The organism is Eisenbergiella tayi, from assembly GCF_001881565.1.
Classification (GTDB): Bacteria; Bacillota; Clostridia; order Lachnospirales; family Lachnospiraceae; genus Eisenbergiella; species Eisenbergiella tayi.
Genome location: NZ_MPDJ01000003.1, coordinates 129,067 through 148,278, shown reverse-complemented (window position 1 = coordinate 148,278; position 19,212 = coordinate 129,067). Strand labels below are relative to the sequence as shown.

The 19,212-nt window shown below is 47.1% G+C and carries 17 protein-coding genes and 1 tRNA gene; 5 read left to right on the top strand and 13 right to left on the bottom strand.

Annotation, left to right across the window (positions count from 1 at the left end):
* The first annotated feature begins 258 nt into the window (after positions 1–258).
* Positions 259–331, top strand: a tRNA-Gly gene (locus tag BLA28_RS11970).
* 181 nt (positions 332–512) lie between these two features.
* On the opposite strand, the gene BLA28_RS11965 is transcribed toward BLA28_RS11970, so the two are convergent.
* Positions 513–1,832, bottom strand: coding sequence for a glycoside hydrolase family 3 protein (locus BLA28_RS11965; RefSeq protein ID WP_069158930.1), 1,320 nt, complete (start codon positions 1,830–1,832; stop codon positions 513–515).
* Between the two features lie 1,049 nt (positions 1,833–2,881).
* On the opposite strand from BLA28_RS11965, the gene BLA28_RS11960 reads away from it, so the two are divergent.
* A complete protein-coding gene (locus BLA28_RS11960) occupies positions 2,882–3,517 on the top strand; it encodes a lactate utilization protein (protein ID WP_081330184.1) in 636 nt (211 codons plus the stop codon).
* Positions 3,518–3,640: 123 nt separating this feature from the next.
* Here BLA28_RS11960 and BLA28_RS11955 read toward each other — a convergent pair whose 3' ends face one another.
* The 6 genes from BLA28_RS11955 to glyA all read right to left on the bottom strand — a co-directional run bounded on the left by BLA28_RS11955 (position 3,641) and on the right by glyA (position 10,330).
* Entirely contained in the window at positions 3,641–4,960 is a 1,320-nt protein-coding gene (locus BLA28_RS11955) for an aspartate kinase (protein WP_069158928.1), read from the bottom strand.
* Between the two features lie 47 nt (positions 4,961–5,007).
* The gene (locus BLA28_RS11950; RefSeq protein WP_069158927.1) at positions 5,008–6,231 is read right to left on the bottom strand and encodes a cofactor-independent phosphoglycerate mutase; all 1,224 of its coding nucleotides are present in this window, start codon (positions 6,229–6,231) and stop codon (positions 5,008–5,010) included.
* Positions 6,232–6,265: 34 nt separating this feature from the next.
* Complete coding sequence (locus tag BLA28_RS11945; protein ID WP_069158926.1) at positions 6,266–7,477, bottom strand: homoserine dehydrogenase; 1,212 nt, start codon at positions 7,475–7,477, stop codon at positions 6,266–6,268.
* Positions 7,478–7,511: 34 nt separating this feature from the next.
* Positions 7,512–7,955 carry an ACT domain-containing protein gene (locus BLA28_RS11940; protein ID WP_025485118.1) on the bottom strand — a complete coding sequence of 148 codons (444 nt, stop codon included), beginning with the start codon at positions 7,953–7,955 and terminating at the stop codon, positions 7,512–7,514.
* 197 nt (positions 7,956–8,152) lie between these two features.
* Positions 8,153–8,989, bottom strand: coding sequence for a TraX family protein (locus tag BLA28_RS11935; protein WP_169897239.1), 837 nt, complete (start codon positions 8,987–8,989; stop codon positions 8,153–8,155).
* Between the two features lie 102 nt (positions 8,990–9,091).
* On the bottom strand, positions 9,092–10,330 hold the full coding sequence (gene glyA / locus BLA28_RS11930) for a serine hydroxymethyltransferase (protein WP_044973084.1): 1,239 nt from the start codon (positions 10,328–10,330) through the stop codon (positions 9,092–9,094).
* A 237-nt stretch (positions 10,331–10,567) separates the two neighbouring features.
* Here glyA and BLA28_RS11925 point away from each other — a divergent pair, with 237 nt between their 5' ends.
* The 3 genes from BLA28_RS11925 to BLA28_RS11915 all read left to right on the top strand — a co-directional run bounded on the left by BLA28_RS11925 (position 10,568) and on the right by BLA28_RS11915 (position 12,860).
* Positions 10,568–11,548: a diacylglycerol/lipid kinase family protein gene (locus BLA28_RS11925; protein ID WP_069158925.1), complete on the top strand. Its 981-nt coding sequence runs from the start codon at positions 10,568–10,570 to the stop codon at positions 11,546–11,548.
* A gap of 20 nt (positions 11,549–11,568) precedes the next feature.
* Positions 11,569–12,252 carry a phosphatase PAP2 family protein gene (locus BLA28_RS11920; protein WP_069158924.1) on the top strand — a complete coding sequence of 228 codons (684 nt, stop codon included), beginning with the start codon at positions 11,569–11,571 and terminating at the stop codon, positions 12,250–12,252.
* A 98-nt stretch (positions 12,253–12,350) separates the two neighbouring features.
* Positions 12,351–12,860, top strand: coding sequence for a helix-turn-helix domain-containing protein (locus BLA28_RS11915; protein ID WP_071699212.1), 510 nt, complete (start codon positions 12,351–12,353; stop codon positions 12,858–12,860).
* Positions 12,861–13,010: 150 nt separating this feature from the next.
* On the opposite strand, the gene BLA28_RS11910 is transcribed toward BLA28_RS11915, so the two are convergent.
* From BLA28_RS11910 to BLA28_RS11885, 6 genes are all read right to left on the bottom strand, one after another.
* Entirely contained in the window at positions 13,011–14,036 is a 1,026-nt protein-coding gene (locus tag BLA28_RS11910; RefSeq protein WP_044973078.1) for a glycosyltransferase family 2 protein, read from the bottom strand.
* 84 nt (positions 14,037–14,120) lie between these two features.
* Positions 14,121–15,917 (bottom strand): A/G-specific adenine glycosylase, encoded by a 1,797-nt coding sequence (gene mutY / locus BLA28_RS34875; RefSeq protein WP_069158922.1) that lies wholly within the window; start codon positions 15,915–15,917, stop codon positions 14,121–14,123.
* A gap of 59 nt (positions 15,918–15,976) precedes the next feature.
* Positions 15,977–16,927: a 5'-nucleotidase gene (locus BLA28_RS11900; protein WP_069158921.1), complete on the bottom strand. Its 951-nt coding sequence runs from the start codon at positions 16,925–16,927 to the stop codon at positions 15,977–15,979.
* A gap of 49 nt (positions 16,928–16,976) precedes the next feature.
* Complete coding sequence (locus tag BLA28_RS11895) at positions 16,977–17,549, bottom strand: DUF1653 domain-containing protein (protein ID WP_009250877.1); 573 nt, start codon at positions 17,547–17,549, stop codon at positions 16,977–16,979.
* Positions 17,550–17,800: 251 nt separating this feature from the next.
* Positions 17,801–18,178: a hypothetical protein gene (locus tag BLA28_RS11890; protein WP_009250878.1), complete on the bottom strand. Its 378-nt coding sequence runs from the start codon at positions 18,176–18,178 to the stop codon at positions 17,801–17,803.
* A 332-nt stretch (positions 18,179–18,510) separates the two neighbouring features.
* Positions 18,511–19,185: an HAD family hydrolase gene (locus BLA28_RS11885; RefSeq protein ID WP_069158920.1), complete on the bottom strand. Its 675-nt coding sequence runs from the start codon at positions 19,183–19,185 to the stop codon at positions 18,511–18,513.
* Between the last annotated feature and the right edge of the window lie 27 nt (positions 19,186–19,212).

Genomic DNA, 19,212 nt, shown 5'->3' with positions numbered 1-19,212 from the left:
ACCTGCCGACTTGGATGCCCCTGGGCTCATTGGAATGTCCGGCAGATCAGCGCCTGCGAACCCCCATACCGGCACGCAGAGGACATGGCTGGGGCAGACGGGCTCCATAAACACGCCGCAGGGACTTACCGGTTCATTGTTTTTCAACCCACACCACAAATTTCTCAAAAAAAGGGATTGACATTTTTGCATCCTTATTGTATAGTAATATTTGCCTGTTGGACAGAGGAATCTCCACTTCATTTCTGTTCAGGAAATGCGATAGTGGCGTAGTTGGTAACGCGCGACCTTGCCAAGGTCGAGACCGCGGGTTCGAGCCCCGTCTATCGCTCTTATAGAATCGGCAAAACAGCGGCTTCCGGAATACCGGTAAGCCGCTGTTTTTATACTATCAAAGCACATTTTACAAAAAGGATTTTCTGCCTGCCTCGCCTGATTTTCATGTTATCCATTCATTCTCCATATAAATACGGCCTGTAATGAACCTCTTCCATTCATTACAAGCCGCTGTTTTATTGCAGGGTACCCGCATATTTCACCCGGTAAACTCTCTTCAGCGAATCATTAATCCGGTTTTCATCAATGGTGCCGTCCTTCACCGCTGCAATCACACCTTCATAGGCCGTGACAAAATCTTCCGGCATAAGAATCATATCCGCCCCCGCCTTCAAAGCCTTTATCGCCGCTTCATCAGCCGTATAATACTCCGATATCGCCGACATATTCATGGCATCCGTAATCACGATACCATCATAGCCAAGCTGTCTGCGCAGGACTCCGGTTATGATATTCTCATTGATTGACGCCGGCGCCGCATCCCCTCCGGTCAGTCCCGGAGCCGATATATGGCCTACCATTACCATATCCGTTCCCGCCTCTATTCCGGCCTGAAAAGGCAGGAACTCCGTTGCCTGCATTTCTTCCGCAGTTCTGTCCGTTTCCACCGCTCCTTCATGGGAATCCCCTGAGGTGTCTCCGTGTCCGGGAAAATGCTTAATACAGGCGCTTACTCCCGTATCCTGAAGGCCCTGCACCGCGCTTGCCACCATTTGGGATACCAAAGCCGCATCGCTGCCGAAAGCCCGATCTCCTATCACCTTGTTATCCGGATTGGTCAGCACATCCGCGACCGGTGCAAAATCCAGGTTAAAACCATACTCCTTCAAATAACTGCCGATTGTCTGGCCGGCCGTATAGGCTGCGCCGGGATCCCCTCCGGCCCCGATATCGGCCATCGGCCCCACATTGGTCAGCTTCAGCTGATCCGCTACCCTTGCCACGCTTCCGCCTTCCTCATCCACTCCAAGAAAAAGGGGATAAGTGGCATAGTTCACGGTTTTGGCAAGCATCTCCTTCAGCTGATCCGCCGACTGGATGTTCTTGGCAAAATAAACCAGGCCTCCCACAGGATATTTCTTCAGTGCCTCCTGCGTGCCTTCCCCTGCCTGTATCGCAGTTCCCACGCCGGTCAGCTGCTCCGGTGTTATGATAAACAGTCCGGCGACCTTATCCTCCAGGCTCATATCCGCCACACAGGCTTCCACCAGTTCCTCCAATATTTCCTCCTGAGACTCCACGCTTTCCGTCTCCGACGTTTCCTCCCCCGTCCCATCCGCTTCTGAAGCCGTCTGATCCATGGCCTCAGCCTGGGCCAGCGACTCCTCCTGAGACTGGGACTCCTCCTGCTGTTTTTTCTCTTCCATCGCGTTGGAAATGTGCCGGACACCAAAAAAACCGCCGGTCACTAACCCGGCAAGCAGCACTACTGCCACAATATAGGAAATTATCTGGTTCCTAACCCGTCTCTTCCGTCTTCTGTCTCTCCGGTCCATACCAACACTCCTTCCGTTCTTATCATAACAGTACCACAAATAGAAGCGGGTATCAATCACTTTTCATCATTGATACCCGCTCCTAAACTATGCTATCCAATGGCCTCTTCCTCCATTTTTTCTCCTCCGCTTACTTTCCACTCCTCCTACTTCTTGTACTCATGTACTGTAACGGTGTTCATCATAAATCTTTGATGATCCTTCGTCACTCAAGTAAGTGTACTCATTTCGCTTCGGTTTTAGCATCGTCCCTAAAGTATATTATTATTGTTCTTTAAAGATTCCATTCTTTTCTTTCCGGGATTTCTTTAATATGACGGCTTTTGTTCTTATCTGGTCACCATCTATAATAAATTACTTCTTTCAACTAAAGATACTGTTTCTTTACGCTTCATAGAACCTTTTCTTTAAACTAAAGCTATCGGCTTCTGTCGTTACTTTAAACTAAAGATAATCTTCTTTGCTGTCAGAAATTTTCTCGTTCTTCAAAAGAATCTTTATTTACAGTTACCAGTTTACCAGATAGTTCCCGTTTCCTTCATTTTAAAGTTCTTCCGCTTGAAAGAAAATCCTTTCTTCTTTATGAACAATCTTTAAGGCTTCTCTATTAAGTTGTTTTGTACTGTTTTTGTTTTTCTCCTTTAAAATTTCTTTTAAGGAATTACTTTACGTTTTCGGTGGTCTGTACCTTCCTTTCCTCTGTTTTTTTATTTCTTCTTTGTTTGTGACTTCATTATATCTGTATAAACTCAAAATGTCAATATGTTTTTTGTCTTTTTACCATTTTATTTTAATTTTTACATTTTTAACAAGCAATTACATACAATTATATATATTTTGCTTATTATTTTTAGAATTATCTGACAATTTAAAACATTTTCTTCTTTTTCCGATATTGTGAACCGGTAATTGTAATGCCTGGGATGTGTCAGGTGCTGAGAGAGCACTGATAACGAATTGACAATGGGATTCTGTGGTTTTAAACTGAAAATAAGAAACTGCTGCCGAACCGGAACGGAATCCGGACATCGTTTGAAATGGAGGAGAATATGGATAACAGACAAAAGGCATTTGCAAAAGCATGTGACGGAATCATTGCCAATTTGAAAAAAAGGAATATGGAAGGCTATTTTTATGAAGACAGCGCATCCTGTGTCAGGGCAATCCTTGACTTGATACCGGATGGAAGCAGTATTTCCTGGGGAGGGAGCGCCTCCGTACAGGAAAGCGGCATGATGGATGCTCTCAAAAACGGGAGCTATGAATTAATTGACCGTTCCCTGGCTAAAACTCCTGAGGAGCAGCGGGAAATCTATGGGCGCACTGTCATGTCCGATTATTATTTTATGAGCACCAATGCCATTACATATGAGGGAGAGCTTGTCAATATTGACGGAAACGGCAACCGTGTGGCCTGTTTGATTCACGGCCCCCGGCATGTGATAATTATTGCCGGTATGAATAAGGTAGCCACTACTCTGGAAGGGGCCTTTGAACGGGCCAGGACTATGGCCTGCCCTCCCAACGCTGTCCGGCTGGATAAAAAAACACCCTGCGCCGCCACAGGGAAATGCGGGGACTGCCTCTCTCCGGACTGCTTCTGCAATCAGATTGTGGTCACCAGACGCAGCGGACATACCGGCAGGATCAAAGTTTTTCTGGTGGCTGAAGATCTGGGATTCTGATAATTTTCTGAACTTTACAGTCAAAGCCCCCGCGGGAAAAAAGGATAATATAGAAGAGTCCGGAGCTGCCCTTACTGAGGCAGTCCCGGACTCTTCTTCTATCCGCTGACTTAAATACTGCTTTTAAATCTGCACCAGCACAAAAATATTGTAGATAGCGCGGATGGCAGCTTCAAAGTCTTCATTTCTCACACCGATAATAATATTCAGCTCGCTGGAGCCCTGATCAATCATTTTTACGTTGACATTGGCATGAGCCAGTGCGGAAAAGATCCTGCCGGCGGTACCTCTTGTGGATTTCATACCACGGCCAACCACTGCGATCAATGCCAGATCAGACTCAATATCAATGGTATCCGGATGTGCAAGGCGATGAATGGCGGAAACTACCTTCTGCTCCTTATCCATAAATTCATCCTGATGCACAAATACAGTCATGGTGTCAATACCGGAAGGAACATGTTCAAAGGAAATGCCGCTGTCTTCAAAGGCCTGAAGCACCTTGCGTCCGAACCCGATCTCCGCATTCATCATATCTTTTTCAATGTTCACGGAGCAAAAGCCTTTTTTGCCGGCGATTCCTGTGATGACAAATTTAGATTTCTGGCAGGTACTTTCCACAATCCAGGTTCCGTTTTCTTCCGGCGCATTGGTATTGCGGATATTGATCGGGATTCCTTCTTTTCTTACAGGGAAAATGGCATCCTCATGAAGGACTGTGGCTCCCATATAGGAAAGCTCCCTGAGCTCCTTATAGGTAATCGTATCAATACCCACAGGATTAGGGATGATGCGGGGATCCGCGATCAGAAAGCCGGATACATCCGTCCAGTTCTCATAAACCTCCGCATGGACAGCCCTCGCCACAATAGAGCCGGTAATATCAGAACCTCCTCTGGAGAAAGTCCGAATGCTGCCGTCGGGCTGTGAACCGTAAAATCCGGGAATAACAGCATATTCTTCTTTTTCCAGACGTTCGGACATCACCTTGTCGGTTTTGGCTGCATCAAAAATTCCATTTTCATCGAAGAATATCACTTCAGCCGCATCTATAAAAGTAAATTTCAGATAAGCAGCCATTATGATTCCGTTCAGATATTCCCCTCTGGACGCCGCGTAATCCTTGCCCGCTTTCTTTTTAAAGTTTTCTGCAATGGTTTTAAATTCTTCCTTAAGGGAAAGCTCCAGACCCAGACCCTTGATGATCTCATCATATCTGGCTTCGATCCCTTTCAGCAGCTCCTGGCAGGGCTTATCATTTTCCGCCGCCTCATAACAGGCATAAAGCATATCCGTCACTTTGGTATCTTTCTTATTCCTCTTTCCCGGCGCGGAGGGTATTACAAACCTTCTTTCATCATCAGCCTTGATAATCCCGCTCACCTTCATGAACTGTTCTGCACTGGCGAGGGAACTGCCGCCGAATTTAACCACTTTTTTCATAATTACTTTTCCTCTGCCACCGGAAGACGGCGGCTTTTATCCTTTCTTTACAGATGATTTTTATGCTTGATTTCCAGGAATTTATCCATGAGCTTATACCCTTCCGGGATATAATTGCCGCTTAAGATCGCTTCTGCCTCGTTATAATTCCAGTCATTTTTCTGCTGATTTGTACTGTCATAAATGAGATAGGGCACATTTTCCGACGTATGGGTACGTATCCGGATGGGCGTGGGATGATCCGGCATTACAAGCAGCCGGTATTCCTCTCCGCTTTTGTCAAGGGCCGACACAAGCGGGCCTATCACCCTGGAATCCAGGTATTCTATGGCCTTCAGTTTCTTCTCCAGGCTTCCCTGATGGCCCATTTCATCCGGAGCTTCCACATGGATATATGCAAAATCGTAGCCATCCCTGGTGAGGGCATCTACAGCCGCCTGCGTCTTTCCTTCATAGTTGGTATGTAAACCGCCATTGGCGCCTTCCACTTCAGCCACATCCATTCCGGCTCCTACGGCAATGCCCTTCAGCAAATCCACCGCGGATATCATAATGCCCTTTTTCCCGGTTTTTTCCCGGAAGGAAGGAAGGGCCGGACGGGTTCCCGCCCCCCAGAACCAGCAGCAATTGGCCGGATTCAGCCCATTACGCCTGCGCTCTGCATTAACGGGGTGGTCCTTCAGGATCTCATAGCTTCTTTCCATCATTTTATACAGCTTTTCATCGTAGGGAAGATAAGGGGCTATTTCCCTTCCCAGCACGTCATGGGGCGGAGTCAGCTCTTCCACCCGGCCATTTTCCCAGATCAGGCAATGGCGGTAGCTGGTTCCCACATAAAAATGATAGGGATCCTTATCCATCTCTTCCATAACCGCATGCAGGAGAATACTGCAGTCCTCCGTACTGATTTCTCCGGAGCTGTGATCAAGGATCCTCCTTTTAGGGAAAGGGATTCCTTCCTCTTCCGAAAGAGTAACGATATTACAGCGCATGGCAATGTCCGTATCCTTCATGGGTACGCCGATGCTGAGCGCTTCCAGAGGGGAACGTCCTGAATAATATTTTCTCGGGTCATATCCGATCACGGAAAGGTTTGCCGTATCGGAACCCGGCTTCATGCCCTCCGGTATGGTGCTCACCATGCCGATCTCAGACTTTTTGCTGAGGACATCCAGAGCCGGTGTCTTCGCATAGGACAAAGGTGTTTTGCCATTCAGGCGGGACAGGGGTTCATCCGCCATCCCGTCTCCTAAAACAACCACATATTTCATCTATTCCTCGATTCCGCCGAAACACGGCCAGTCTTTAATCTTCTTCCATGCGGATCCGGCTGATGAAGCCGGGCAGCTCCGCAATTTTTCCGGCAAATTCCTTTTCTGTCATCACCGGAGTCACAAAGCCGAATTCTCCGCTCACACCTTCCGCTTCTATTTTTTCCACGTCACCGAACAGCTTAGCCACCTCGGCCTCAGCCCCTTCGGATACACGGACAAAAAACTTTCGGGAAGCATCATCAACACTCTTAAGGGAAAGCTTTTCTTCCTCCCAGATACAGATGATATGCTTGCGTCCGTGCTTTGCGCAGTCTATCACATCGGATACCACCGCGCTGGCGGTCGGAAGCTTTCCTGCTCCCCTTCCATAATACATGGAGTCTCCCAGGGTATTTCCTCTGATAAATATGGCATTGAAAACATCGTTCACGCTGTGCAGCGGGTTCTTTTCTCCTACCATAAAGGGCGCGACTATCGCCGCATATCCGCCGTCCAGCGCTTTGGCGCTCGCCAGCAGCTTAATGAATTTATTCATCTTTTTAGCGTAAAGGAAATCCTCTTTTGTTATTTTGGTAATTCCTTCCGTATATATATCTTCATAGCGGACCGTTTTTCCCGTCATCAGAGAAGAAAGAATGGCTATCTTACGACAGGCGTCATAGCCCTCCACATCCGCCTCCGGGTTACGCTCTGCATAGCCTTTTTCCTGGGCTTCCTTCAGGCAGGCGTCAAAATCGCTGCCTTCTTCCGCCATTTTTGTCAGAATATAGTTCGTCGTCCCGTTCAGAATACCGTTAATCAGTTCAATCCGTTCAGCGGTAAGAGCCACATTCAAAGGCCGGATGATAGGGATTCCCCCACCCACACTTGCTTCAAACAGATAATTGCAGCAATTTTCCCTGGCTGTACGGATCAGCTCCGCTCCATGATTGGCAACCAGTTCTTTATTGGAGGTACATACGCTTTTTCCTGCTTTAAGCGCCTGCATGGAAAAAGTGAAGGCCGGTTCATTGCCTCCCATAGTTTCGCAGATGATGGATACCTCGGGATCGTTCAGGATGATGCTGTAATCATGCACTACCCTGTCTTCATAAGGATCCCCGGGGAAATCTCTTAAATCCAGGATATATTTTACATGCAGCTCTTCTCCTGCTCTTTTATCAATGACTTCTTTATTGGTCTCAATTACTTCAACAACTCCGCTTCCTACCGTGCCATATCCAAGTACCGCTACGTTTATCATATCTCTTCCTCCATCTGCTTTTCTTTGTAAAGCTCTATTCCTTCGCCAAAATCTTGACGTTACGGACTCCCGACTTCTCTTCCATGGTTTCAAGCATCCTGGAAACATCTCCTGTGGTGCTTAAGACCTGTACGCTGATGCTTAATGATGCAACGCCGTTGATGGGAATACTCTGATGGATTGTCAGAATATTGGCGCCAAAGTCCGCGATTATCTTAAGCACATCGGACAAAAGCCCCGGCTCATCTTCAATTGACATGGCGAGGGTAATTGTGGTACCCTGTGCATTGTCATGAAAGGGAAATATATCATCCTTGTACTTATAAAAAGAACTCCGGCTGATATCCACTTTTTCCACCGCATCCTGGATGGTTGCAGCTTTTCCTGAATCCAGAAGCCGTTTTGCCTCTACAACCTTAAGGAGCACCTCCGGAACCGCCTTCTGTTTTACTACGTAATAATCTGTTGTTTTCTGCATATTTTTCATATTGTATCCGAAGCCTCTTCCTCTGTAAAAGCCTTTATTAAAAGTTGTCTTTCCACTGCATACATTTGTGTGTCACCGATGGATATTGTAGCATAGGGCTACCCGGAAAGCAATAAAAACTTTCGGACGGATTGTATTTTTGTAAATACAATCCGTCCGAAGACCGCAGATTATCAGCTTTTTCGTCTTTACCACAGCCAGATAAGCAGACAGCGAATACCCAGAAGAAGCAGCAAATGGCCGGGATAAAAGAAATAGAAGAAATATTTGCCTTTTTTCATATATCTCTTTCCATTATCGGCATACAGGAAAAAGAAGGAAAAAATACAGAAAAACTCAATGCTGAGGGATGCGGTAACCGAAGCTCCCGTACGAAGCCCCAGAGGCACATCCAGCAAAAAGGAACCGAGAAAGAGCAGCGGTGCAAAGATACACTGACTCTTCCTGTTGCCGCGCAGCAGATAAAGGGCTGCAATCAATACGACACCCTTATAATCGTAATCTGCGCCTACAAGCCCGGCCGCCGCCATTCCCGCCGCGATAAATACCACGCCTGCTCCAACGGACAGACAGCGGTTTTCTCTTTTTTCCGCCCATCTCAGCCCCGCCAGTGTCAGAAGGCCAATCAGAAGTGTCCAGAATACATTCTGGTACTCGAATGTTATCCCTCCAAAAAGGAGCAGGTCAAAGGGAATCTCGGAAAGCAGGGCAAAGCCCAGAAGCCGGAAGGCATACCGGGCCGTACTCCTCGTATGGAGGAACCCCTGGACCAAAAGATAGCAATATATGGGAAAGGCCAGACGTCCAACACTTCTCATTATTTCATCCACAGTCAGACAGACCTGAAATGCCTGGCTGTCATAAGGGAGCTTCCCAAGGAAAAAAGACTCTATGATGCCTGCTCCCGCATGATCGATAAACATAGTCACCAACGCCAGCATCTTCAGAGCATCTTCGGAAAACCTCCCGTTTTTATCCCTGAGATTTCTCATTACGGTCTGTGCACCGCTCTTCTTTTTTCCCATAATAATCCTTTCCGTCCATTCCATTTGTATTATCTGCCGCTGCTGCAGGTTCAGGCGGCAAAAAATAACGGGGCCAGCGGCCCCGTTTCTTGTAATTCCGGCTTATATAAGCGGATACTTATCTGTCAATGTCTGTACAATGGCTCTTGCCTCAGGGATTTTGTCTTCGCCTCCCTTGATCACCAGAGCGATTGCCTCTGCAATCCTGTCCATATCCTCCGTATTCATTCCTCTTGAAGTAACGGCAGGCGTTCCCAGACGGACACCGCTCGTTACAAACGGGGACTTCGGATCATTGGGAATCGTATTTTTATTGCAGGTGATATGAGCAGCATCAAGCAGCTTTTCCACAGCTTTTCCCGTGAGGTCAAAATTGGTCAGATCCACGAGCATCAGATGGTTATCCGTACCTCCGGAAACAATCTTGATACCGCGTTCCATCAGGCCGTGGCAGAGCGCCTGCGCATTGTCAATAATCCCCTGCTGGTAAACCTTGAAATCATCGCTTAAAGCTTCCTTGAAGCATACTGCCTTGGCGGCGATGACATGCATAAGAGGGCCGCCCTGGGTTCCGGGGAAAATTGCCTTGTTGAAGTTATACTTCTCAGCCGCTTCCTTATTGCAGAGGATCATGCCTCCTCTCGGCCCGCGCAGTGTCTTATGGGTAGTGGTGGTAACCACATCCGCATAAGGGATAGGGCTCGGATGAAGCCCTGCGGCAACCAGGCCGGCGATATGGGCCATGTCCACCATCAGGCAGGCTCCCACTTCATCGGCAGCCTCTCTGAAAGCCTTGAAATCAATGGTTCTTGCATAAGCGGAGGCTCCTGCAATAATCATTTTAGGCTTGCATTCTCTGGCAATCTGTTTCATTTTATCATAATCGATAAAGCCGTCGTCATTCACGCCGTAGGGTACGACATTAAAATATTTTCCGGACATATTCACCGGGCTTCCGTGTGTCAGATGTCCGCCGTGATCCAGGTTCATGCCCATGATCGTATCTCCCGGATTCAATACGGCAAACTGTACTGCCATATTGGCCTGTGCGCCGGAATGGGGCTGTACATTGGCATAGTCACAGCCAAACAGTTCTTTGGCGCGTTCAATTGCCAGATTCTCTACCACATCCACACAGTCGCATCCGCCGTAATATCTCTTGGCCGGATACCCTTCCGCATATTTATTGGTAAGTACGCTTCCCATTGTGGCCATAACAGCCTTGCTCACCCAGTTTTCAGAAGCAATCAGCTCAATATGGCTGTTCTGTCTTTCCTGTTCGTCCACAATCGCCTGTGCGATTTCCGGGTCGGTCTTCTTCACATCGTCCAGAGAATACATCCTTTCAACCTCCTGCATAAGTAAATCCACCGCCAAACGACATTGCGGTGCGTTAATATATTAAATTGCGATGGGATGATTATAGCATATATCCTTCGAAATGCAAATATAAAAAAATCTAAAAATTATTCTTATTCTTTTCTTAATACCTCGCCAGACCCTTTACTTGCCTATTTTTTTCTGCTACAATACAACCTTAGAAAATCAATAATTATGGGGAAAGCCGGGGAGATACATATGTATTCATTTTTGGTAAATCCTGCCTCTCGTTCCGGACGGGGACAGAAGTACTGGGAACGGATAAAAAGCATTCTTGAGGAGAGACTAATACCTTATCAGGTCTATTTTTCAAAAGGCCCCGGCGATATGGTTAATCTGTCCCGCCGCCTTACCGGAGCTCTGACTCCTGACGGAGAAGATATCCACCTGGTGGTATTAGGCGGCGACGGCACCGCCAATGAAGTGGTACAGGGGATTGTAAATTTTTCCAAAACCCGTTTCAGCTATATTCCTACCGGTTCCAGCAACGACCTCGCACGGGATACCGGAATCAGCCGTGACCCTGTGGAAGCGTTGGAACGCATTCTGGCTTCCGCCAGGGAACAGCCCATGGATGTAGGCTTCCTTCATTATAATACCGCTTACAGTTCCGACGGCGGACAGCCTTTGGAAAAACCGGCGGAGGACAGACGTTTTCTGGTAAGCAGCGGCATCGGCTTTGATGCGGGGGTATGCCAGGAGGCCATGCACTCAAAAATAAAAGATTTCCTGAACAAAGCAGGCATGGGCAAGCTGACCTACCTTGGCATCGCCTTAAAACAGCTGATACGCTCCGGGAATGCGGCTGCTGAACTGACAGTGGAAGGAAATGGGGATTCCTCCCAAAAGGTGAGTTTATCCCGCCTGATGTTCATTGCCTGTATGTCTCATTGCTATGAAGGCGGCGGATTCTATTTCTGTCCCGGCGCCGATGCATCGGACGGAATCCTGGATTTGTGTACGGTGAGCGGCGTACCCAAATGGAAGGTTCTCATGGTACTGCCTTCAGCCTTCACAGGAAAACATTACCGCTACAATGGTGTGGAGCGTTATTGCGGCAGCTCCATACGAATCCGAACCACGGTTCCCCTCTGGGTGCATACCGACGGTGAGGTAACCTGCCTTTCAGATGACATCCTGGTGAGCTGTTCCAGACAGCTGCTGCGTTTTTACTACTAATTGATTATGAGGCGACTATTATGAAAAACATCTATGAAAAGTATAAACACATTATCCCCTTTGCCTTGTATTTCCTCGTTTACATGACCTGGTTTTCATGGCTTGAACAAAGGCATATCTGGCAATACCAGATTATACATCTTGCGATAGACGATTATATACCTTTCAATGAAATATTTGTCATTCCTTACTTTCTGTGGTTTGTCTACGTACCGGGAGTTGTCCTGTACCTGGCCTTCCGCAACAAGGATGATTATTACAGAACGGCAATATTCCTCTGTACCGGAATGACTGTCTTTCTGTTGGTTTCCACCTTTTTCCCCAACGGGCAGCGCTTACGGCCCATCGTCATGCCCCGGGACAACATTTTTACCCAGATGGTTGCATCCCTTTACAGAACCGACACGCCAACCAACCTCTGGCCGAGCATCCATGTTTATAATTCCCTTGGAGCCCACATAGCCCTGTCCCGTTCCCAGGCAGGCAAAAAGAAATGGGTGCGCGTTTCCTCCGGTATCCTGTGTGTTTCCATAATTCTGGCTACCGTATTCATCAAACAGCATTCCGTATTCGATATGCTGACAGCCTTCGTTATGGCAGCTGCCATGTACGGCATTGTTTACCACTATGATGTTCTTATCTACCTCAAACAGCACCGCACTGCCAGAAGGGCCGCCAAAACCGCCCGCAACGAAGCCAAATAACCTGAATTTTTCAAATCACCCGTCTGTCTACCGACAGTCGGGTGATTTTTTGCCCTCTATATCTTATAATATAACCAAATAAACAGGAGGTAACCGCTATGGACAATCAAGCAACCGGCCTTTTCATAAAACAACTCCGCACCGAAAAAAATCTTACCCAAAAGGAACTAGCCGACCGGCTTCACGTAACAGACAAAGCCGTATCCAAATGGGAACGCGGCCTCTCCCTGCCCGCAGTCGATCTGCTTCAGCCCCTCTCCCAGGCCCTCGGCATCTCCGTAGTAGAACTGCTGGACGCCCAGCGCCACCAGGACAACAGCATCGATCTGCAAAAAGCCAACGCCATCCTGGAAGACACCACCCGCCGCCTCAAAAAAACCATCCGGAGAAAACGCCTCGCCCTCCTCATCATCTTCATTCTCCTCTTCATCACCACCAGAATCAGCGGCCGGATCCTCTGGAATCAAGGCCTCCTTCTCGACGAAAGCTCCCTTGGCATCCAGGACCTCTACTACACCCCCTGGGACAACACCCTCTCCTGGATCCGCTTCGCCCTCCAGTTCCTCCTCCTCTGGATCACGTTCTTTGCCGCCCTGCGCAAAGAATAAAAAGACTAAAAAAAGTGCCGGCTGATCCGGCACTTTTTTCGTCCAAGGCTCATCGCAATGCCCGGTCTGACTGGTCAGTGCAAAGCGCACACCCCTGTCCCGCCAATGCGCCTGGCTGAGGAACGGGGAACGGCACAGGGGAACTCCCCACTAATTAAACTTAAAAAACCTCTGGCAAAGCTTATACCCCTCCACGGATATTTTTCTTCCCCCTTTGCCCGGCAGGTTGGTATAGCTTCCCAGCAGGCCGTAACGGAGACGGAAGAAAACAACAGGATCTTTCTGCTTGATATATTTCCAGAGTTCATTTTTCTTCTCCAGATTTTCTTCAACTCCGGAATAGATCAGCATGATCGATGAAACCGTAGTGATGATATCCAGATAGTTGAGCATATAGTTACGCAGTTTTTTGTGGGTTGCAAGGAACTGCTTTTTAGACACCACATAATCAACCATAATCTTATTCACCTTGAGCTGCTGGTCGATTCTGCCTATCATAACCTGTTCATTCACGGACTGATCCGCTCTTCCGATATAATAACGGTAGAAATTCACGTCCATATAGTACATTTTCTTCACATAGGGCAGCGGCTCAAATACAAAAATGTTATCCACATAGAAGGTATGCTCCGGCAGCTTCAGCCCGCAGTCCTTCAGCAGCTTTGTCCTGAAAATCACGGAATGCATGAGGATATATTGTCCTTTATGGAACCTGTGGACATCATTCCAGGTAAATAACTCTTCCTCCGGCAATACATGATGGTAACGGATTACCTTTTTACGCTTCTCGCCTTCCTTTTCGTACACATAGTTGGCAATCATCATATCCAGCACTTCTTCACCGCCGGTAAGCTCTGTAAGCTTATCCAGGATCTCCCGATAGGCAGTATCCGACACCCAGTCATCGCTGTCCACCACTTTAAAATACAGCCCGGTGGCATTTTCGATACCGGTGTTGACCGCTGATCCATGGCCTCCGTTTTCCTTATGGATCACTCTGATAATGGAAGGATATTTCAACGCATATTCATCCGCAATAGCAGCTGTTCCATCTGTGGAGCCATCGTCCACAATCAGGATTTCCACATCCTCCCCTCCCGGGAGAAGGGATTCGATGCATTTATGCATATATTTTTCTGAGTTATAGCAGGGTATTGTTATTGTCAGCAGTTTCATAGCTTCCTCCATTCCGCACCGGCAGCGTTCCTTTCCGTTCGCCCGGCATTCATCAATTATCGTAACTGCTCATTTCCTTCACAGTTACTGATTATCTACATTTTCAGCTTCATATTTCCCGTTTCCTATACGGATCTGCAGATAATCCGTATAAGCCGCATAGGCGGAAGGAATTGGATATTCCTTCTCCGTACGGGCAGGCTCCACAAATAAAAGCCCTTCCTTCACGCCTCCCACCGGCTCCAGCTCATCCACACGGATACAATAACCTATCATTTCCCATTCCTTATGGGAAAAAACATGTCTGGAGTCAGGCAGCCTGCTTATCCGTAAAGGATGCATCCCCTTTTCTTTTAAAAGAGCCAGGACTTCCTCACGGCTCAGATGGCCTTCTGCGGAAGGAAATTCGTACATTCCCGCCAGAAGCCCTTTATCCGGCCGTTTGCGTATCGCTGTTCTCACAGCATCCTGTATAATCAAAATCGTCTTTTTCTCTACAGTGCGTATTTTCTTTGGCGCCTTTTTAGGAAAGTCCGTCTCTTTTGACTGAATATGGGCCTTACAGGAATCTTTCCATGGGCATTCTCCGCATTTCGGCATCCCGTTGGGAATGCATACCGTAGCGCCCAGTTCCATCAGTGCCTGGTTGAAATCACCTGGGCGGTCCTGCGGAATAACCGCCTGCAGATCATCTTCCACGCTTTTTCTTACTTTAGTATTCAGCATATCCCTGTCATCCATACGATATCTGGATATAACCCGAAGCACATTTCCATCCACCGCAGGAACAGGTTCTCCATAGGCAATAGAAGCCACCGCACCTGCCGTATAGCTGCCTATTCCCGGCAGCTTAAGAAGTTCCTCCGTCTCTGCAGGCATTACACCCGCATACTCGGCCATGATCACTCCGGCCGCCTTCTTCAGGTTCCTGGCCCTGTTATAATAGCCCAGGCCCTCCCACAGCTTCAGAAGCCTGTCTTCAGGCACATCGGCAAGTGCCGCAATATCGGGAAGGCTCTCCATAAAACGCTGAAAATAAGGCTTCACAGCCTCCACACGGGTCTGCTGAAGCATAATCTCCGAAATCCATACCCGGTAGGGTGCGGGATCCTCCCTCCATGGAAGGACACGCCTGTTTTTATCATACCATTTAAGCAGCGGAGCCGCAATAGTTTCCAGTCCATCCTGTTCTTTATCCGGATTCAGAATCACCGGAATTTCATAACTGATTTGCATACTGTCCCTGGTCACATGGCAGCCATAGGCATACAGCCCTACTCCGGCCGCTTCCGCCCTTTCCAGCGCCTGGGCAAAGGCGGGCTGAGCCTGCCTGTTGGGAGTGAAATACCGGATCCCTTCCATCTGTACCACAAAAAGGATTCCCGCCTCATAGCCATTTTCCCTGGCGGTTATCAGTTCTTCCACATGCTTAAGCGCACGTAAAGAAGGCGCATCCGGAAACATTGCCACACCTTCTGTTTCCAGGGTAACGCCTTTCACCTCCAGCCACATTTTGTTTTCTTTTGTTTCCAGATAAAAATCAAATCTGGAATTGCCATAGGTACATTCCGGCCTGAGCACCTCCACATCCGGGAACAGACCTCCCGAAGCCAGCCATTCACCGGCGGCTTTATTGGGCGCCGCCGAATCCATATTTACCATGAGTCCTTTTTTTTCCACTCCGACCAGGTCATAGGCTGTCTTCCGTTCCGGATTGCTGCTTTTTTCCAGATATACCCGGACTCCCTTCCGAAGCAGTTCTTTGCATCTTCCGGTATTTTTCACATGTACCTTTTCCGGATTTCCGTCTATTTCCACATAAGCAATAAACCGGTTCGGCCTTTCTATAAATATACCTTCCTTTATATTCTCATACTTCATATATTACCTGCTGTCCGTATTTTTTATTATGTCATAACAGTTCAGATAAGTCTGAACCGTTACACTATGTTCTTTCTGCCAGGATTCTTTTTCCTGTCATCTCTTCCTTTTCTTTCCGGGCTGGGCACTCTGGCTGAAGGCACTGCTGCCGAGGCATTTCCCGTGTGCGCCGCCTGATCGTCAAAAAAGATATGGGCGCCAAAGGCCGCCAGAATTTCTTTTTTAGAAATGCCTCCCAGAAAAAAAGCTTCATCTATCCTTATATTCCATGCACGAAGAGTCCGTACCACTCGTTCATGGGCAGGTGCGCTTCTGGCCGTGACCAAGGCTGTCCTGATAGGAGTCTGCTCCGGCGAAAACTCCTGCTGCAGCGCCGCTATGGTTTTGAGGAAGCGGGCAAAGGGCCCTTCCTCCAGCGGACTGTCCGCCTTCAGCCGTTCATTTTCCTCAAAGGCAGCAAGACCCTGCTCCTGAAAAATCCGTTCCGATTCATCCGTAAATAAAACGGCATCCCCGTCAAAGGCAATCCGAATCTGCCGGATATTCTCTTGCTGCGCATATTCCCTGCCTCCGTCACAGATTATTCCCGCAGCAATGCCTGAATCCACCGCTCTTTGCACATCATCCTCATATGCGGAAAGAAACAGATCTGTCCGGAAAGCTTCCAGGTAAGGGGCAAGAGACGCGCCTCCTGCCAGTACTGCGCGGGTGATATCCAGACCGTAATACTCGATGGAACGGAAAACACGCAAAGAAGTATCCGCACTGTTTCTGGACATTATGATCACTTCCACTCTGCCCTCCTGCCCGGGCAGGGCATTGATCGCGAGCAGAGCCTTTACCAGCGGAAAACCGGGACCGGGCCGCAGGATATCCCCTTCATGCTCTGTCTGGTACTTCCGGTAGCTTTCCACTCCCTCTTTCTCAAAAATTTCATTTTCCAGGCTCAGGTCAAAAAGTGCCCTTGTGGAAATACCGATTACCAGCCTGTTATCCAATTCATATGCCATGAAGCACTCCTCCTTCGGTGCAGTTCGGAGTCTTCATAATGCCCCGATACTATCTGAGGCGGTTACATTCATACTTTTCCAAAGTTATCAGACAATTTTTTAATGTCTGGTATCGCTCTTCCAGCTCTCCTTCTTCCAGTTCCAGATCCAGGGAAACAGCTATGGTATTCAGCATATCATCCGTGATACGGCTTTGCAGACCGACCAGTATATTCAGTTTATCCTCATAGGTATCCGCATCCAGGAATTTCATGAGCAGAGGATCAAGAACTGCTTCTTCCTCTTCCATCCACAGATTTTCCTCCTGGCGGAAGGAGTCACCGTTCATTCCCTTTTCTTCCTCAGGTTCTGAGGGCAACGGCTCTTCCTCCGGAGCTCCCTGTCCCAGAATCTGGGGCACCAGGGTAAAACGGTATTCTGCCTTTACCTGCGGATATTTGTCATGATCCACCTTGCTTACGAACATTTCCAGGGGTCTTACAAACACCTGAAAATCACCGTAGAGCGCCTGGTAAACCACCATGCTTTCCCCTGTCTCAGAGTGGGTTGCAAGCGTGATTACCTTATAAAGATTTCCTTTAAAATGCTGATATATTTCATTTGGCCTGGGGGTTCTTTCCATATTTTTCTCCCGTCCGCACGTATGGCCCGATGTATATTTATGTTATGTTTTCAGGTTTCCGGGCGTGCTTTATGCTATATTATACCCCCAAACGATTTTAATGTCATTCCCCAAATCTAAAGTGCTTATAGAAATTCCTGGATTTCCGTCCAGACCATGCCGTTAACATAGTGGCCTAAGAGCATCCGTCCCCGCCGATAAGGCGGCTATCATAGACGGATGCCATAACTGATCGTACCCGCAGGGTGTGATCAGTTATATTCCTGGTAAAGGCTGCAGCCTTCCACTCCGAAATCCACTTTACCAACACGGTTAAGAATGGCCTTCTTTTCTATATCATTCAGCCGGTCAAACCGCTGGTTATGGATACGCAGATGATATCTGCGCTCACCGCCCACTTCCTTTGTATAGGTCAGCGTCAGCCCGCAGTTGGAATAGCCTTCCTGTTTGAGGATCTCCCTTACCTGTTTCAGATATTCTTCCTCCAGAAGGACATAATACTTCTCATCCACCTTCACCCTGTCCCTTGTCTGGCTCATCACCGTTCCCGTGATAAAGAATGCGCATACAAGCATTATTACCCCGGTAACTGCCAGAAGCCCTGTTCTTTTCCTTAGTTTTTCCCTCATGATCATTTCCTCCGCCCTGCACCTTTTTGCCTATTATGGCACTTCATCTGTACTATAATACGGACTTAACCGCCTGTTCGGATTTGTCAGGCAGTAATTACCGAGCTTTTATAGATTAGATGCGGCATGGAAGAAAAAAGTTTCAATTGAGATAAAAATATTTATTTAAAAAGAATTTTGGGCAGAGCATTAAAAAAACCTTTCATTTTATTTTGTGCTTCTTTAAATAAATTATCATTGATTTCAGGGAACTCTTCATTAATTATAAATAGAAAATGTTTTAGCACCATCTGTTAGAATTTTTCTCATTTCTATTCCCGTCTGCATGCATATCAAACATACTTTAATATTTCGGCAAAATTATTAATATGATAATCCGCATACTTCATAATATTATTCCTTTTTTCGCCATTCTTATTTTCAAGCGCCTCTGTAAATATTGTTTTCATCCCGGCTGATTTTGCTCCAAATAATTCATTGGAGCCGCCATCCCCCACAAATAAACTCTCATCCGGCAGTACCTTTAGATTCTGCATTGCAAGTTCGTAAATCTGTCTGTCCGGTTTTAAATATCCCACATTACAAGAAAATATCACATCATCAAAAAAGGAAGCTAATTTTGATTCACCCCAATATTTACAGTCTATAATGTCAGCATTGCTTATTAAACCTATTTTTATCTTTCGGTTTTTTAATATTTTTAAGACATCAATCAAATCTTCTGGTACATTATGTAATGCATTTTTCATTCTTTTTTCACGTGCAGATAAAATCTTCTTTTTTTGAATATCATTCACTTGAAATGGAATAACAGAAATAATTCTGTCTATAATTTCCATTTCCGATTTGACTTGTCCCAAAGCTCTTTCCTGGTACACCATATCATTTTCTGCATAATTTTCCCATTCAGTCATCGACAAATGCAGTATATCATATTCATTATTAATTTTTTCATAAGATGGAATTATCAGCGTAAAAAACAGGTCAAAATATACAGCTTTTATCATTTCTTTCTCCGCATGCTCCTATGCATA